Source organism: Shewanella mangrovisoli, from assembly GCF_019457635.1.
GTDB classification, from domain to species: Bacteria; Pseudomonadota; Gammaproteobacteria; order Enterobacterales; family Shewanellaceae; genus Shewanella; species Shewanella mangrovisoli.
In genome coordinates this window covers 3701216-3715710 of record NZ_CP080412.1, presented here as the reverse complement: position 1 = coordinate 3715710, position 14495 = coordinate 3701216, and the positions used below count along the sequence as shown (strand labels likewise).

Here is a 14495-nt window from a genome sequence, read left to right as displayed (position 1 = left end):
AATAAGTACTTTGATGATCTGAATATGTTAACCGAGCAGTTTTTTCTACAGGGCCGCTTTAAGCTGGAAACCATTCCCCATGAAATGCGCATGTCCCATTGGGTATATGCGCCCAGATTAACCGACACCCAAAGTGGGCAAGTGCTGCTCGATCTTGTCGGCCAATGCTGGGATTGTCAGTCTGCGATAGAGCGGGACAATACGCTTTGTCTAACACTCGATGGTTACCCCGACAGAGCCAACTGGCTTGAGTTGGCCTTTTTGCCCGAGACGGGGCGAGTCCAGCTAAAGGCTGGCAATATCAATGCTAAGGCGCTAATTGCAAAAGCGTTTCTGCCAGAAGAGCTTGCCAGCTACCTTGATATGTTACGCGTTAATCTCCTGAGTTAAAGGAAGATATATGCCCCAAAACCCAGCCAGCTAAGGAGTAGCAAGGCGATTGCAGCCCATGTGACAGGAGTAAATTGAGTCTGCGGCAGTGAAAAATCTTCGCCGTCATCCATCTCGTCGGCCGCGCTCGTTTGTTGGTTTCTTGCCCTTAGCTGTTGTTTTCTTAGTTTATCGCGCTCACGGGCCTTGGCTTTTTGGCGTTTTTTGTATTCGGCAATGCCTTTTTCAATCCCCTGCGCGATAAGCTTGGTCTGTTCCTTCGTTTGCCCCGGTTTTTGCGTGGCTTTGGCAATGCTTAAGGCGTCTTGTTGCGTCTCGGTGGAAATTGTGTTTTTCATCTGCTCAATGTACTGGTGATATCGATTGGCACGATTATACCCTTAACCTTAAGTGAAAAAGCTTAGCGAGTTTGATTTTGGATTAAAAAATCAATGGGTAACCGCCCTGTGGTGCAGGAATAAACTCAGGTTCATAATCCCATACCTGCCGAATTATCTCGGCCGATAAAGCCTTGCTTGCCGAGCCTTCACTGACGATTTCACCCTGCTTGAGGACGATAACTCTGTCGCTGTAACGGGCGGCTTGATTGAGATCGTGTAGTACCACAATCACAGTGTAGGCGTGTTTGTGGGCGAGATTTTTTGCCAGCGCTAATACCTTGTGTTGCTGCGCCAGATCCAGCGCCGAGGTGGGTTCGTCGAGCAGTAAAATCGGCGGGAAGGGGGATTGGCTCAACTGAGTTAATACCCGCGCAAGTTGTACCCTTTGTTTTTCGCCGCCCGAAAGGGTGGGGTAGCTACGCTGCGCCAAGTGCACTATCTCCATCTCTGTGAGCCATTTTGTAACTAACTGCTGTCCCTCTTTTTGACTCAAGGTTAACGGATAAAGCCCCATGGCGACCACTTCATGCACCTTAAAGGGAAAGGTTAAACTTGCGTGCTGTGGTAGCACCGCGAGCGATTTTGCCAGTTCTGCCCTTGGCCAATCGACAAGCGGGCAGTGCCCAAGCTGAATGCTGCCGCGCGCGGCGGGGATCTCTTGGCACAGTGCCTTTAACAGTGTGGACTTACCCGCGCCATTAGGCCCTAACAGCGCGGTGACACTGCCCGGTTGAAATTGCACACTAATGTCCTTTAACACCGCTTTATCGCCGATAGCGTAGCTGAGTCTATCCACGGTTAGTTGAGTACGTTCAAAATGTTGTTTAGCGACGGGCGCAGCCGATAAGCTCATAGCCATGGGGTTCTCGCTTAGATTGATTTGCTGCGTTGTTGCAGGAGTAAAAAGATAAAGAATGGTGCGCCAATGAGCGCTGTCACTAAGCCAACGGGGAGTTCCGCTGGGGGTAAAAAGGCGCGCGCGCCGATATCGGCAAGTGCCAACAAGGCGGCACCTAACAGGGCGCTCATGGGGAGGAGGCGTTGATGATCTGGCCCTAGCAACATACGCACTAAATGGGGCACTACTAAGCCAATAAAACCGATAATGCCCGTTGCCGCAACACTGACGCCGACCCCTAAGGCGCAGAGCAGGATGAGTCTCAGCTTGAGTGAATCAACATCAATGCCTAAATGCCTAGCCTCGGCCTCACCGAGCAATAGGGCATTAAGTGCCTTAGCATCACGATTAAATTGCCAACTCAGCAGGGCCAACACCACTAAACACAAGCCCACATATTGCCATTGTGCGCCGGCAATACTGCCCATCTGCCACAGGGTTAAGTCCCTAAGCGCCATATCATTGGCTAAATAGGTCAACACGCCAATCCCAGCTCCGGCGAGTGCGGCAACGGCGACGCCAGACAACAGCAATAACACGACCGATGTGCCTAAAGCGCTGCTGGCAAGACGATAGACAATAAGAGTAGTGATTAAACCAGAGGCAAAAGCACTGACAGAAATCATGACAGATTCGGCGTGGGGTAATAGCACTATGCAGATAGCCGCACCTAATGCCGCGCCGGATGACACGCCAATAATCCCAGGATCTGCCAAGGGGTTACGAAATAATCCCTGCATCACCGCACCGCATTGGGCCAACATAGCCCCAACGGCAAGGGCTAATAAGGTGCGAGGTAAGCGGACATTGCTAACAACCAGTTGCTCGTGGGGAGCAAGGTTGCCAATGTTTTGCTCCGTGGCCCAATTAAACACCGCGCTGAGGGAGTCGATAAGGCTGATATTCACCGGCCCGACACTGACGGAAAGCAAGCTGCTGAGGATAAGCAGCGTTGCCATGGTGGGCCATAGCCAGCGATGTTGTAACATACTCATCAACCCCACAACTTATTGATCTTGCTTGAGCAACGTGGCAGCCAAGGTTTCAGCCGCACCGATAGCGCTAATGCCTAATCCGCCGAGTAAGGCTTGTGGGGCAAGGGTTTGGATATGGCCATTTTTGCCTGCGGGAGTGTGGGCGAGTAACGGCATTTCCTTTAAGAGTGCTTGCGCGGTTTGTTCATCCGTTTGTGCATCGCTCTGCTCGCTGCGCTTAGAGAGTAAAATCACATCGGGCTGGAGTGAGAGTATGCCCTCTTGGGATAGACTCTTATAACCTTCAAAGTCGGCAATATTCTTCGCCCCCGAGAGCGCGATAATGGTATCCGCCGCAGTGCCTTTACCGCCGACGCGGGCGCCGCGTCCTTCCTGTAATAACATAAACAGAATTTTCGGCTGGGCCTGCTGTTGGCTCAATTGCTGTTTATTTAGCCCTTCAAGCCTTCGATGCAAATCTTGTTTTAACTGTGTCGCTTGGTCAGTGCGTTTCAGTAGCTGAGCTAGGGTGTCAATATTCGTCATCAGTTGTTTCTCATCGGCACTTGAGGGTAACTTCACCACCTCTATCTTGGCCTGTTTGAGCACATTGAGTGTGGTTTCTGGGCCCATTACTTCAGAGCCGACAACTAGAGTTGGTGACAATGCCATAATGCCTTCGGCCGACAACATTCTGTGATATCCCAGTTTGGCAATCGTCGCTAAATGCTTGGGAAGATAGCTGGTGGAGTCCACTGCAACCAGCTCGTCGGCTGCATCGAGGGCAAGCACCAGCTCAGTCACCCCAGCGCCCGCGCTCACCAGTTTTATCTCCTGCGATAAGGCATTGGTCGAGAATAAGGCCGCGAACGTTGAGAGGGTGAGTGCCTGGAAAAATAGCCGCCAGTTATTGGCGGATTTATTGGCATGACGATTGGCTTGAAACAACATGGGTAAACTCCTACTTCATCTGTGTGCAAGGCAGGCAAAAGGTACTGCCAAGGGAAATGGTTTCAAAAAATGTTCTGCTTTTACCTAAGCGATTAATGTTCCATCAAAATCTGCGTCTGGCTGATGGCATTGCCCTGTAAGAGCGCTAACAACTGCATTAAGGGTTCTACTGGCGCGGCTTTATCCGCCGCGATAACAATACTGGCCTGAGGATGACGTTTTAGTCGTTCTTCAAATGCCGAACTGAAGGTGCGCAAGTCGGAATAGGTCTCACCGTTTAGCGCCCAGTGGGGAGCGCTTGCCATAATATTGATGGCGATGGATTCTTTTGGTTCGACGGCCGTGATGGCGCTGCTTGGGCTTTGCGGCACTTCCACGGGTAAACTCATCAAACGGCTATTGGCGGTCAGTAATAGAAACACTAAGACGATAAAAATAATGTCAATCAACGCCGTAAGATCGATGCTCGGAAGAGGCTCTAAGGCCGAGATCCCCGCTTGAGGTAATGAGGCTCTATCGGTACTGATCATGGCTGTGACTCTAGTTGAGTGTTAGATGCGGGTTTCGTGCGATTAACGTCGGCAAAAGCCTGGTAGTGATTCTGCTCGAGGGCGATATGTTCAACCCCAGATAGCCACAAATTGAGTTGATTCAATACATGACTCACTTTTACGCACTGACTATGGGCCCAGATCCCAAATAAATGGGCGGCAGTAATGGTCGGCACCGCGATAATCAGGCCCGCTGCAGTGGTGTTCATCGCCAGCCCAAGCCCTGCACTGAGCTGTGATGGGGTGACAGGACCTAGGGATAGCCCTAACTGTGCGAACATCTCAATCAGCCCCAGTACCGTTCCCAATAAACCGAGCAATGGGCTAATAATACCAATTACTTGCAGTAACTTGAGGCCCGCTTGTAGGTCCCTTTGCTGCTTGTTCAGCCACAGGCTGAGTAATTCTTCCCTGAGCTGCTTTGGCTTATCGGCTTGTTTTAGCAGTAAATTGGCGCCCCTTGTCAGTAAGTCCTGCTGACGACTCGTACTCTCGATAAGTGCTTGAATAGTTTCACTGTTGGCCTTGGCATCGGATAGACGCAGCGTTTTCACCCAAGCCTGTTTTTTGGGCGACATAGATGCAAAGGATTGCTGTAAAAATAAGGCGCTACGTTCGAGGCAAATCATTAACGCGATAAAAGCGCAGATAAGTAGCGGCCAAGTCAGGGCGCCGAGTTGAGCCTGTAGGGTGGAAAAGTCAGTCATGGGCATTAAGCCTCTTAGGTTAAATTCTTTATTTAATAAGTGGTTATCAAGCTATCAGCGATAACTGGAATACTGCGGTAAGGGACGTTCAATTTAAGGCGAACCGAATAGGCACTCTCACCTTGTAATGGCTGGCAAGTTTGTTGGTGGGCGCTTGAAACTCCCAGGTTTCAACCGCCTCTAATGCCGCTTGATCTAGCAGCCCCACGCCCGAGCTTTTCACTAAGGTGAGGGCAAGCTGTTGTCCAAATTCGTTAAACATCACTTCTACCGTCGCCGTGCCTTCAAGCCCTTTTTTACGTGCCATGCGTGGATAGGTAGGTTGTGGCGGTTTACTAGCAAAAGTCGGTGTTGCCAGCTCGATAACCTCGGGAGTGGCTTTAGTGTTCTTGCTGGCGTAGGTAGGCGTCACATTGGTGTTGTTAATAACGGTTTTATCTTGAGTGTTGCTTTCTGCCATTTGCGACAACACTCGGTCAGAAGGTTTTGTTATCTCTTCAGTTTCTTTCTGATGTGGAGTATTAGCGGCCATAAGCGGCATAGCCGTTGTCGCATCAGCTTTCGAAGATGTGTTTGGCGTTTGCTTGTTCTTTACATCAGATTGAACCGTTCGCGGCTTAGCAGTGGTAGGTGCAGGTGCTTGCCTTGCTATTTCAGTTACTGGTGTATCAGTGAGTGTTGGCGCTGTTTGGGGCTTACTGGTATTGGGCGCATTTGTTGAAATCGCATCTTCGGCAATCGTATTCGCAGGCGTACTTTTTACCGCAGGTATGGCCGCTGATTTTTCTGCGGCACGAGGAGTTGCAAAGCTTAAAGTTACCGCTGTATTTGCTTCTTTGAATGCGGTCATTTGTGCCGATTCATTGAGACTACTTGGTAATGGCATAGCAGGCTGCGATGCAATCACACCCGTTTGGATTGCAACGGTTAATGCGCCAAAAACCAGATATCGTTTCGGTGTCACAGTACGCCTTCCAAGTTCAAAAAACAGTCGCCCATCAATCAATGCTAATTAAGATACGTGAATATAAATAAGATCGCAAATGATAATGATTTCTATTTGATCAATTTTCCAATCTCAGTTAGAGTGCCAGCAATTACGAAAATGGATGCTCAAAAATACAGCAGCTCGACCTAGGTTGACGGACTAACCACACATGGTCGATTTGAATTCTAATCGATTAATATCATTGATGATTTAAGGATGTAACCATGCAAAAAAAGCCGTTAGTTATCGCCATTGCGATCGCATTAACGACTACGGCGCTAAGCTTCACGTTAGCGGCTGAAGAAGGTGTGACTGCGCAGCAAAAGGAAAAGAAACCGGAATTAGTCGAGACTGAGTTTGATGAAGTATTAGTCAGCGCGACACGCTTGAGTGAAAAAGTCTCCCAAACGAGCCGCAGTGTTACCGTTGTAAGTGAAGAACAGCTCAATGTGGCTCAGGCATCATCGGTTGCCGAAGTGCTAAAAAATGAAGCCAACATCACTTTAACCAATGGTCCGAGAGCGACGTCTCAAGGGGTTGAGATCCGTGGTTTAAGCGGCGATCGTGTATTACAAACCATTGATGGTGCAAGACAGAATACCAGTTCTGGTCACCGTGGTTCTTACTTTATGGATCCAGAATTACTCAAATCAATTGAGGTGATTCGCGGTCCTGCCAGTAGTCTCTGGGGCAGTGGTGCCATCGGTGGTGTGGTGGCACAGAATACTAAATCGGCTCAAGATTTCTTAGCCCCTAATGAAACCTTTGGTGGCTATCTAAAGCAAGGCTATGACACTAATGGTGACCGCACTAAAACCAGCGCTGCCGTGTATGGCCAACAAGATACTATTGATTGGTTAATCAATGGATCTTACTTCGACTCCAATAATATCAATACGGGTAATGACGAAACCTTAGCGAACAGTGCTTCTTTGGGGAGCAACGGTTTGGCTAAGTTTGGATGGCAAGCCGATGAGGCTTCACGCTTAGAGTTATCGGCAAGAGTTGGCAAGATTAATGAACTCGTGCCGAGTAATCCTTCCGCTGCGGTGAGCAGTTCAGTGCCTTTAGTGCGCCGTAAAACGGACGATCAAAACGTCACCCTTAATTACAGCTTGGCGCCGGCAAATAATCCGTATTTGGACACGAAGGTGCAGGTCTATTGGAATAGCACGGATTATGACGAAGACAGGGTGACCAAAGGTCAATTCGATAGCACCGAATACCGCACCATTGGGATTAATCTCAACAACAGTTCGCAGTTAGGCAACACTAAGCTGACCTATGGTGTCGATGGTTATCGCGATACCCTTAAAACCGTCAGAGACGATAGGGGGCAAGTGGGGCAGCGCCCAGGGGATATTGATGGTGAGACCACAGTGTGGGGCGCCTTTACCCGTGCCGATATTCAATTGACGCAAACCGTTAATCTCGACGCCGCCTTACGTTACGACAGCTTTAAAAACGAGAGCCACAATCTCAATGCTTCTGCAGATGACAATGAGTTATCGCCTTCGCTGGGTTTGAGTTGGCAGACTCAGCCGTGGCTAACCTTAAGTGCCCGTTACGATCAGGCTTTCCGTGCGCCCACGGTTGAGGAAATGTTTTCTACCGGAACCCATTATTGCATTCCGCCGATCCCCGGTTTTTTACCCCAAGGTCTGTGTAATACCTTTGCGACGAATCCTAACTTAAAGTCTGAAGTCGCCCGCAATAAAGAACTGAAAGCTGATTTTCGTTTCAACGACTTAGCTGGAGATGATGAGCTGGCTTTCACCGTAAACATCTTCCGTAACGATGTGGACGATTTTATCGTTCAGCAAGTCTCCAATCCGTTAATGGGGATCCCAGGATTTGAGCAAACCACCTCATGGAATAACGTAGAAGATGCGCAGTTAACTGGCTTTGAGCTCAGCGGCCGTTATCGCATTGGTCAAACACGGCTGGCAATGAATTACGGTCAGACTCGCGGCGAAGACCGAAAGACTGGTGACTATATCGAAGGTATGCCCGCCAATAAGTTCAACGTCGATCTCTCCCAAGGCATTATGGAAGGTGATATGAAACTCGGCACCCGAGTGACCTATGTCGCCAGCCAATCCAATACACCCGAAGGTTATCGCGTGGCTAAGTATGACGACTACACCCTGTGGGATGTTTACCTCGCTTGGGAGCCTGCGATGGGGGCTATGTCTGGCCTGAGAGTCGACTTCGCCATTGAAAACATTGGTGACGAGAAATACCAGCAGGCATGGCAGACCCTTTATCAACCTGGCCGCAATATGAAGTTGTCAGCACGTTATATGTTCTAGACCCAGCTTTAGGAGACGCAAATGACACTGACAATCGACACTGAAATCGCTCACTCGAGCCATCACATAGATGCCGACTCGCAGTCAATGTTAAGGCAGCGTTTTGTCAGCCAGCCCGATTTAATGCCTGCACAACTGGCGAGTGAATTAGGGATTGCCGAGCTTGATGTGGTCGCAGCACTGCCGCAAGCGCAGCGAGTGTTTCTACCTCTAACACAAATCGACGAGCTGCTGCAGAGCTTACCCGAGTGGGGACCTCTGACCACGATAGTGATGCTCTCGGGCAGTGTGTTTGAATTTAAAGGTGATTTTCCTCAAGGGAAATTTGCCCATGGTTACTACAACCTCTACAGCAAAGGCGATGGCCTTCATGGCCATCTCAAGCTGGATAACATGCGAGCGATCGCGTTAGTTAGCAGACCATTTAGGGGCAGCGAGAGCCATTCGATTAACTTTTTTGGCCCTCAAGGCGAAGTGGTATTCAAAGTTTATTTAGGACGAGACAAGCAAAGAGTGCTTTTTCCTGAGCAAGTTCGCCGTTTTAAAACGCTAGCGGGCACCTTTGCTACTCAATAGTCACCGACATAATTTATTAAGGTATCCAATATGAAGCCTGAAATCTCCGAGCAAGAACAACGTTTAAGGGACAAACTGTTACCCGAAATTGAGGCCTTTAAACAGCAGCGCCATACTTTGCAACTCGCTACAGTGGATGCGGATGGGCAACCCAATGCCAGTTACGCGCCATTTGCCTTAGCTGACGATGGTTTTTACATACTAGTGAGTGACTTAGCTCGCCACGGCCACAACCTTAAACAGTCGACCAAAGTGTCTGTGATGCTGGTGGAGGATGAAGCCGAAGCTAAGTCGGTATTCGCCCGTAAACGCCTCACTTTCGATGCAATCGCTCAAGCGGTTGAGCGCGATACGCCCTCGTTTAGCAAAGGAGTCAGCCTGTTATCAAAACGCTTTGGCGACATGTCCGATAACCTCGCGGCACTGATGGACTTTAATCTGTATAAGTTAGCGCCCCATCAGGGATTGTATGTGAAAGGTTTTGGCCAAGCTTTTAGTCTGACGGGCAGTGAATTACTCGATGTTAACTGGAAGCGAGATGGTCACCATGGCACGCCTAAAGCGCCCGAAGATATGCAAGTAGCTTAAGTGACTTTAGCTTAAACATTTGTGTTTTGAACATCAGCTCTTTGAGCTTGAGCGACTCAAGGCGCCAGCATAAACCCGCTATCTAGGCGGGTTTATTGTTATATTCCTCAAGGCATTTTCACTTTTACCTTCATCCTTTGTTATTGCCTTCTTTAAGCGACGCCTTGCTAAACTCACTTTGTTTATCCTTAGGGCTTTCGGGTATGCTCTGTCGATACTCGCATGTGCTAAGGTTGATGGGCGCATAAAGCCTAAGGATATCAATAGTGAACAAACCGCTAACTGAGCCTACAGAATCGAGTACACTTCCCCCACGATCATTATCAGAGTCCACTATGCCTCACAACGCTGCTAATACCTCGATTCGCCAACGGGCGGTATTGCCCTGGATTTGGCAATTTCTTAAGCCCTATCGCCTGCGGGTGGTCGCGGCGATTGTATTTCTTTTGATTGGCTCCTTGGCCTGGCTATCCCTCGGGCAGGGCGTGCGGCTGATGGTGGACGAAGGTTTTATTAAGGATAACGCCCAGCGTCTCAATGAAATTATTCTGTTGGTACTGCTGATCACCGCCGTGAGTGGCACTGCGGTGTTTTGTCGTTTTTATTTGATGACTTGGCTCGGCGAGCGGGTCAGCGCCGATATAAGGCTGACGGTTTACAATCAACTGCTGAAGTTGTCTCCAGCCTTCTATGCCAAGGTGCGTACCGGTGAGGTGATTTCGCGCTTTACCGCCGACTCGACTCTGCTGCAAACCGTGGTCGGCTCGAGTCTCTCGATGGCGCTGCGCTCCGGCGTGACAGTGATCGGTGGGCTGGCGATGATGGGGATCACCAGCGTGAAGATGACGCTGCTGGTGCTACTGGCCGTGACTTTGGTGCTCGGGCCTGTCGGTTTCTTTGGCCGAAAAGTGCGAACCTTAGCGCGGGAGAGTCAAGATAGGGTGGCGGATTTGGGGGCCTATGTGGATGAAACCTTACATGAAATCCACACAGTGCAAGCCTATGGTCATGAGGATAAGGACCGCAGTTTGTTCAATGGCCGTGTCGAAGATGTGATGACCGCCGCCAGTGGTCGCATTCGTTACCGCGCCATGTTGATTTCCTCCGTGATGTTTTTAAGTATTGCCGCCATTGCATCGGTGACTTGGGTCGGCGCCCACGATGTGATGTCGGGTAAGATGACGGGCGGCGAACTCTCGGCCTTTATGTTTTATGCCGTGATGGTGGCAGGTGCCGTCGCCACCATTAGTGAAGTCGTGGGTGAGATCCAACGCGCCTCGGGCGCCGCCGAACGCTTAATCGAACTGGCCGAAACTGAAGTCGATATTCCAGCGCCGCTGGTGCCTAAAAAACTGCCTGCGAAAGTGCGTGGCGAGCTGCAACTGCAACAGCTGAATTTCCATTATCCCGAGCAAACTCAGTTAGTGCTCAGCGACTTAGAACTGACGATAACCGCGGGCGAGCGGGTGGCCTTGGTCGGGTCAAGTGGAGCCGGCAAGAGTACCTTATTTCAGTTATTGCAGCGGTTTTATGTGCCGTCATCTGGCAGCATTCATTTGGATGGGATTGATATTGCTGAGCTTTCGCCAAAGGATTTGCGGGCGCAATTTGCGCTTGTGCCGCAGGACTCAGTGATTTTTGCCACCAGTGTATTGGAGAACGTGCGCTATGGCCGCGTCGATGCCAGCGAGCAGGAGGTGATAGATGCCTGTATCGCAGCCCGTGCCCATGAGTTTATCAGTGAGTTTAGTGAAGGTTATCAAACCTATTTGGGTGAGCGCGGCGTGCGCTTATCCGGTGGTCAAAAGCAACGTATTGCCATTGCGAGGGCCATTTTAGCCGACAGGCCTATCTTGCTGCTCGATGAGGCGACCAGCGCGCTCGATGCCTTAAGCGAGCAAAAAGTGAAGCAGGCACTCGATGAATTGATGACGGGAAAAACCACGCTTATCATCGCCCATCGCCTCGCCACTGTGATCAATGCGGACCGAATTATCGTGTTCGATAAAGGGCGTATCGTCGCCAGTGGTAAGCATCAAACTCTTATACAAACCAATGCTCTATATCGTGAGTTTGCCAGTTTGCAGCTACTCACGGATGAAGTGAGTGTGCTGAGCGAGTAAGGTTTGAATGGGGAATGTAATGCAAATAAAACCCCAGAGTGTTGCTCTGGGGTTTTATTTTGGATTTCAGACTGCTCACACATCACTAATGTTTAGGTAAGTTTAAGCCTGATGTTTCAGTTCTCTGCGCAGAATTTTACCCACGGTACTTTTAGGTAGCTGCGGCATAAATTCAATCAACTTGGGTAGCTTGTAGGCCGTGAGTTGCTCGCGGCAGAAGTTAAGAATAGCGGTTTTCATCTGCTCATGATCTTGGCTGTCATCTTTTAGCACAACAAAGGCTTTGACCGCTTCTCCTGAGTGTTCATCCTTTACGCCAACCACGGCACATTCAATGATATTTGGATGGCTGGCGAGCACGTTTTCGACCTCATTCGGATAGACGTTAAAGCCGGAGACAATAATCATATCCTTTTTGCGGTCAACGATTTGGTGGAATCCTTCCTCGTTCAAAATCGCAATATCCCCGGTTTTAAAGAAACCATCGGCAGTCATCACATTGGCCGTTTCTTGGGGATTATTCCAATAACCTCGCATCACTTGTGGCCCACGGGCGGCGAGTTCACCCGCTTCCCCTTGCGCGACTTCATTGCCGTTTTCGTCTAACAGTTTGACCTCAGTGACGAGAACGGGCTTACCGATAGTGCCAATCTTCTGATATCCGGGGGCATTGAGTGAAATTACCGGTGAGGTTTCGGATAACCCGTAACCTTCACTGATGGTATTGCCCGTGGTTTGCTGCCAGATATTGGCAGCGGCAGCGGTGAGTGCCGTACCACCCGAAATAGTGATTTTTAAATGACTGAAATCCAGCGCCTTAAATTCAGGTTGATGACACAAGGCGACAAAGAGGGTGTTAAGCCCTGCAAAGCCGGTAAAAGGGTATTTCGCCAGCGTCTTGATTAAGCCACCAATATCACGGGGATTGGGGATTAATACCGAGCAACCACCACATTCAAAATACAGTACTAAGTTCACCATAAAGGCGTAGATATGGTAAATCGGCAGTGGCGCGACAAAAATATCTTCCCCATCGCTGATAACGCTGCCAATACGAGATTTTACCTGCGCCGCATTGGCGAGCATATTACCGTGGGTCAGCATGGCACCCTTGGAGAGTCCTGTTGTGCCACCTGTATATTGCAGCGCCGCTAAATCATTTACTGCGGGAACAAAACGGCTAAAGGGCAGCTCGGCCCCTTGTTTTAGCACTTGGCAGAATTCGACATTTTTAAGCCCCGTTTTGGGCTGTACTTGTGGATCAATAAGATCTAACGGGTGAGTGGAAATCACCAATTCAATTGGTGTGGTCGCAACCACTTTAGCAAGGGTTGGCAATAGATCCGACAGCACCACTAAGGCCTTAGCACCCGAGTCATTAAACTGATGAATAAGCTCTCTTTCGGTGTAGAGCGGGTTAGTGTTAACTAGAATAAGTCCCGCCCGCAGCGCACCATAGGCCGCGATAACGAACTGGGTAATATTGGGTAATTGAATCGCGATTCGATCGCCTGGTTTTAGGTTAGTGTTATTCTGCAAATAGGCGGCAAAATAGCGTGAATCGCGTTCTATATCATTGAAGCTGCTGGTTTTCCCCAAACAAGCATATGCCGTTTTATCACCAAAGCGTTGGCTAGTGCGTTCGATTAAGTCTATGAGTGATGAGTATTTGCCAAGTTCGAGTTGTGACTCTTGATCGTATGCCATGCCTAACTACCTCAAATAGGTTTATCGTTGTTATTATTTTAAAATCAAACGAGTGTTTAGATTAGAAGGATTCAACCTGTCAGGTCAACGTTTATCGTTAAATTATTGTAGCAATTTGCACGGCTATCCAATTGTAAAAATAGAATTTTTACTCTAATGAAGGGCGGTGAACTGCAGTGCAAATTTACTACAGCACACCTGAATTTGAGATGAAAAAGCGAGAGTTAGCGTCGAAATTAGCGGGGAGATTGCTCATCGTGGCGTAGGGTGAGCACTTCGTATCCCGTAGAGGTGACAAGTATCGTATGTTCCGATTGCGCCGAGAGTTTTTTATCGCGGGTAACAACCGTCCAACCATCTTTTTTGAGCTTTATCTTTTCAGTGCCCTGATTCACCATAGGCTCAATGGTAAACACCATGCCCGCTTTGAGCTTAAGGCCTTGATTCGGCTTTCCATAGTGAAGGACTTGCGGCTCTTCATGCATTTCTTGACCGATCCCATGGCCACAGTAATCTCTGACAATGCTATAGCCAAAGGATTGGGCATATTGGTGAATCGCATGGCCAATATCGCCTAGAGTCGCCCCAGGTTTTACCTGTTTGATCCCCTGCCACATGGCAAGATAGGTAACATCGGCCAGTTTCTTGGCTGGGGCGGGTGCCTGTGGCATCACATACATTTTACTGGAGTCGGTAATATAGCCGTCTTTCTCGAGGGTAATATCTAAGTTAATGATATCTGTGCTTTTGATGACCTCATTCACTGAGGGCACCCCATGGCAGACCACTTCGTTAATGGACGAATTCAGCACATATTGATAGCCATACTGACCCTTACTGGCGGGACGCGATTTTAGCTCATTGACGATAAAGGCTTCGACCGTATCGTTGATGTCCATGGTGGTAATGCCGGGGCGGACATAGGTATCAAGCATTTGAAATACTTGAGCTAGTAATTGCCCCGCACGGCGCATCAGTGCAATTTCTTCGGCAGATTTTATCTTCACCTGATTATTCATCGGCCATTTCCTTTACTTGGGTCACATTGGCTAGGTTCACGTCCGCAGATTTCATTAAGTCGGCGACTAACTGATTAAAGGAGAGCTGTGGATGCAACTCTGCCAGCATCCCGATCCTTATCCAGAATTCCGCTTGTGAGTTGATTGAACGTGACATGACCGAACTGGCTTTTCTCAGTTCATCATGCAGCTCTTCGGAAATTTTAACTATGCCCATGAATACACTTTATATATGTTTCGTATATTTATTGTATTCGATCTATACGGTGATTCGTCAATGATAAATCGACATTGATTTACCGCAATGACAGATGAGTCACTTCTGATGCTG

At 49.0% G+C, this 14495-nt stretch carries 15 protein-coding genes; 5 read left to right on the top strand and 10 right to left on the bottom strand.

Annotated elements, in window-relative coordinates; translation table 11 throughout:
• Nucleotides 1-24 precede the first annotated feature (24 nt).
• A complete protein-coding gene (locus K0H60_RS16270; RefSeq protein ID WP_220056372.1) occupies nucleotides 25-390 on the top strand; it encodes a hypothetical protein in 366 nt (121 codons plus the stop codon).
• Here K0H60_RS16270 and K0H60_RS16265 read toward each other — a convergent pair.
• From K0H60_RS16265 to K0H60_RS16235, 7 genes are all read right to left on the bottom strand, one after another.
• Entirely contained in the window at nucleotides 387-728 is a 342-nt protein-coding gene (locus K0H60_RS16265; protein WP_220056371.1) for a DUF2956 domain-containing protein, read from the bottom strand. The two genes, K0H60_RS16270 and K0H60_RS16265, sit on opposite strands and share 4 nt — an antisense overlap.
• A gap of 82 nt (nucleotides 729-810) precedes the next feature.
• The gene (locus K0H60_RS16260; RefSeq protein ID WP_220056370.1) at nucleotides 811-1629 is read right to left on the bottom strand and encodes a heme ABC transporter ATP-binding protein; all 819 of its coding nucleotides are present in this window, start codon (nucleotides 1627-1629) and stop codon (nucleotides 811-813) included.
• An 11-nt stretch (nucleotides 1630-1640) separates the two neighbouring features.
• Nucleotides 1641-2657, bottom strand: a complete 1017-nt coding sequence (locus tag K0H60_RS16255; protein WP_220056369.1) for a FecCD family ABC transporter permease — start codon at nucleotides 2655-2657, stop codon at nucleotides 1641-1643.
• 18 nt (nucleotides 2658-2675) lie between these two features.
• A complete protein-coding gene (locus K0H60_RS16250; protein WP_220056368.1) occupies nucleotides 2676-3593 on the bottom strand; it encodes a hemin ABC transporter substrate-binding protein in 918 nt (305 codons plus the stop codon).
• 92 nt (nucleotides 3594-3685) lie between these two features.
• Nucleotides 3686-4123 (bottom strand): ExbD/TolR family protein, encoded by a 438-nt coding sequence (locus K0H60_RS16245; protein ID WP_220056367.1) that lies wholly within the window; start codon nucleotides 4121-4123, stop codon nucleotides 3686-3688.
• Nucleotides 4120-4857, bottom strand: a complete 738-nt coding sequence (locus K0H60_RS16240) for a MotA/TolQ/ExbB proton channel family protein (protein WP_220056366.1) — start codon at nucleotides 4855-4857, stop codon at nucleotides 4120-4122. Before K0H60_RS16240 ends, K0H60_RS16245 begins: the two co-directional genes overlap by 4 nt.
• 82 nt (nucleotides 4858-4939) lie before the next feature.
• Nucleotides 4940-5815 carry an energy transducer TonB gene (locus tag K0H60_RS16235; RefSeq protein WP_258405755.1) on the bottom strand — a complete coding sequence of 292 codons (876 nt, stop codon included), beginning with the start codon at nucleotides 5813-5815 and terminating at the stop codon, nucleotides 4940-4942.
• A 248-nt stretch (nucleotides 5816-6063) separates the two neighbouring features.
• Here K0H60_RS16235 and K0H60_RS16230 point away from each other — a divergent pair, with 248 nt between their 5' ends.
• The 4 genes from K0H60_RS16230 (at nucleotide 6064) to K0H60_RS16215 (ending at nucleotide 11438) form a co-directional block, all read left to right on the top strand.
• Entirely contained in the window at nucleotides 6064-8151 is a 2088-nt protein-coding gene (locus K0H60_RS16230) for a TonB-dependent hemoglobin/transferrin/lactoferrin family receptor (RefSeq protein ID WP_220056365.1), read from the top strand.
• Nucleotides 8152-8172: 21 nt separating this feature from the next.
• Entirely contained in the window at nucleotides 8173-8727 is a 555-nt protein-coding gene (gene hutX / locus K0H60_RS16225; protein WP_258405754.1) for a heme utilization cystosolic carrier protein HutX, read from the top strand.
• A gap of 30 nt (nucleotides 8728-8757) precedes the next feature.
• Complete coding sequence (gene hutZ / locus K0H60_RS16220; protein ID WP_089067131.1) at nucleotides 8758-9315, top strand: heme utilization protein HutZ; 558 nt, start codon at nucleotides 8758-8760, stop codon at nucleotides 9313-9315.
• 335 nt (nucleotides 9316-9650) lie between these two features.
• The gene (locus K0H60_RS16215) at nucleotides 9651-11438 is read left to right on the top strand and encodes an ABC transporter ATP-binding protein/permease (protein WP_258405753.1); all 1788 of its coding nucleotides are present in this window, start codon (nucleotides 9651-9653) and stop codon (nucleotides 11436-11438) included.
• Between the two features lie 102 nt (nucleotides 11439-11540).
• On the opposite strand, the gene K0H60_RS16210 is transcribed toward K0H60_RS16215, so the two are convergent.
• The 3 genes from K0H60_RS16210 to K0H60_RS16200 all read right to left on the bottom strand — a co-directional run bounded on the left by K0H60_RS16210 (nucleotide 11541) and on the right by K0H60_RS16200 (nucleotide 14381).
• Nucleotides 11541-13145: a long-chain-fatty-acid--CoA ligase gene (locus K0H60_RS16210; protein WP_220056363.1), complete on the bottom strand. Its 1605-nt coding sequence runs from the start codon at nucleotides 13143-13145 to the stop codon at nucleotides 11541-11543.
• A 236-nt stretch (nucleotides 13146-13381) separates the two neighbouring features.
• Complete coding sequence (gene map, locus K0H60_RS16205; protein ID WP_220056362.1) at nucleotides 13382-14164, bottom strand: type I methionyl aminopeptidase; 783 nt, start codon at nucleotides 14162-14164, stop codon at nucleotides 13382-13384.
• Nucleotides 14157-14381 carry a ParD-like family protein gene (locus tag K0H60_RS16200; RefSeq protein WP_011621680.1) on the bottom strand — a complete coding sequence of 75 codons (225 nt, stop codon included), beginning with the start codon at nucleotides 14379-14381 and terminating at the stop codon, nucleotides 14157-14159. The genes map and K0H60_RS16200 overlap by 8 nt, the downstream gene beginning before the upstream one ends.
• Between the last annotated feature and the right edge of the window lie 114 nt (nucleotides 14382-14495).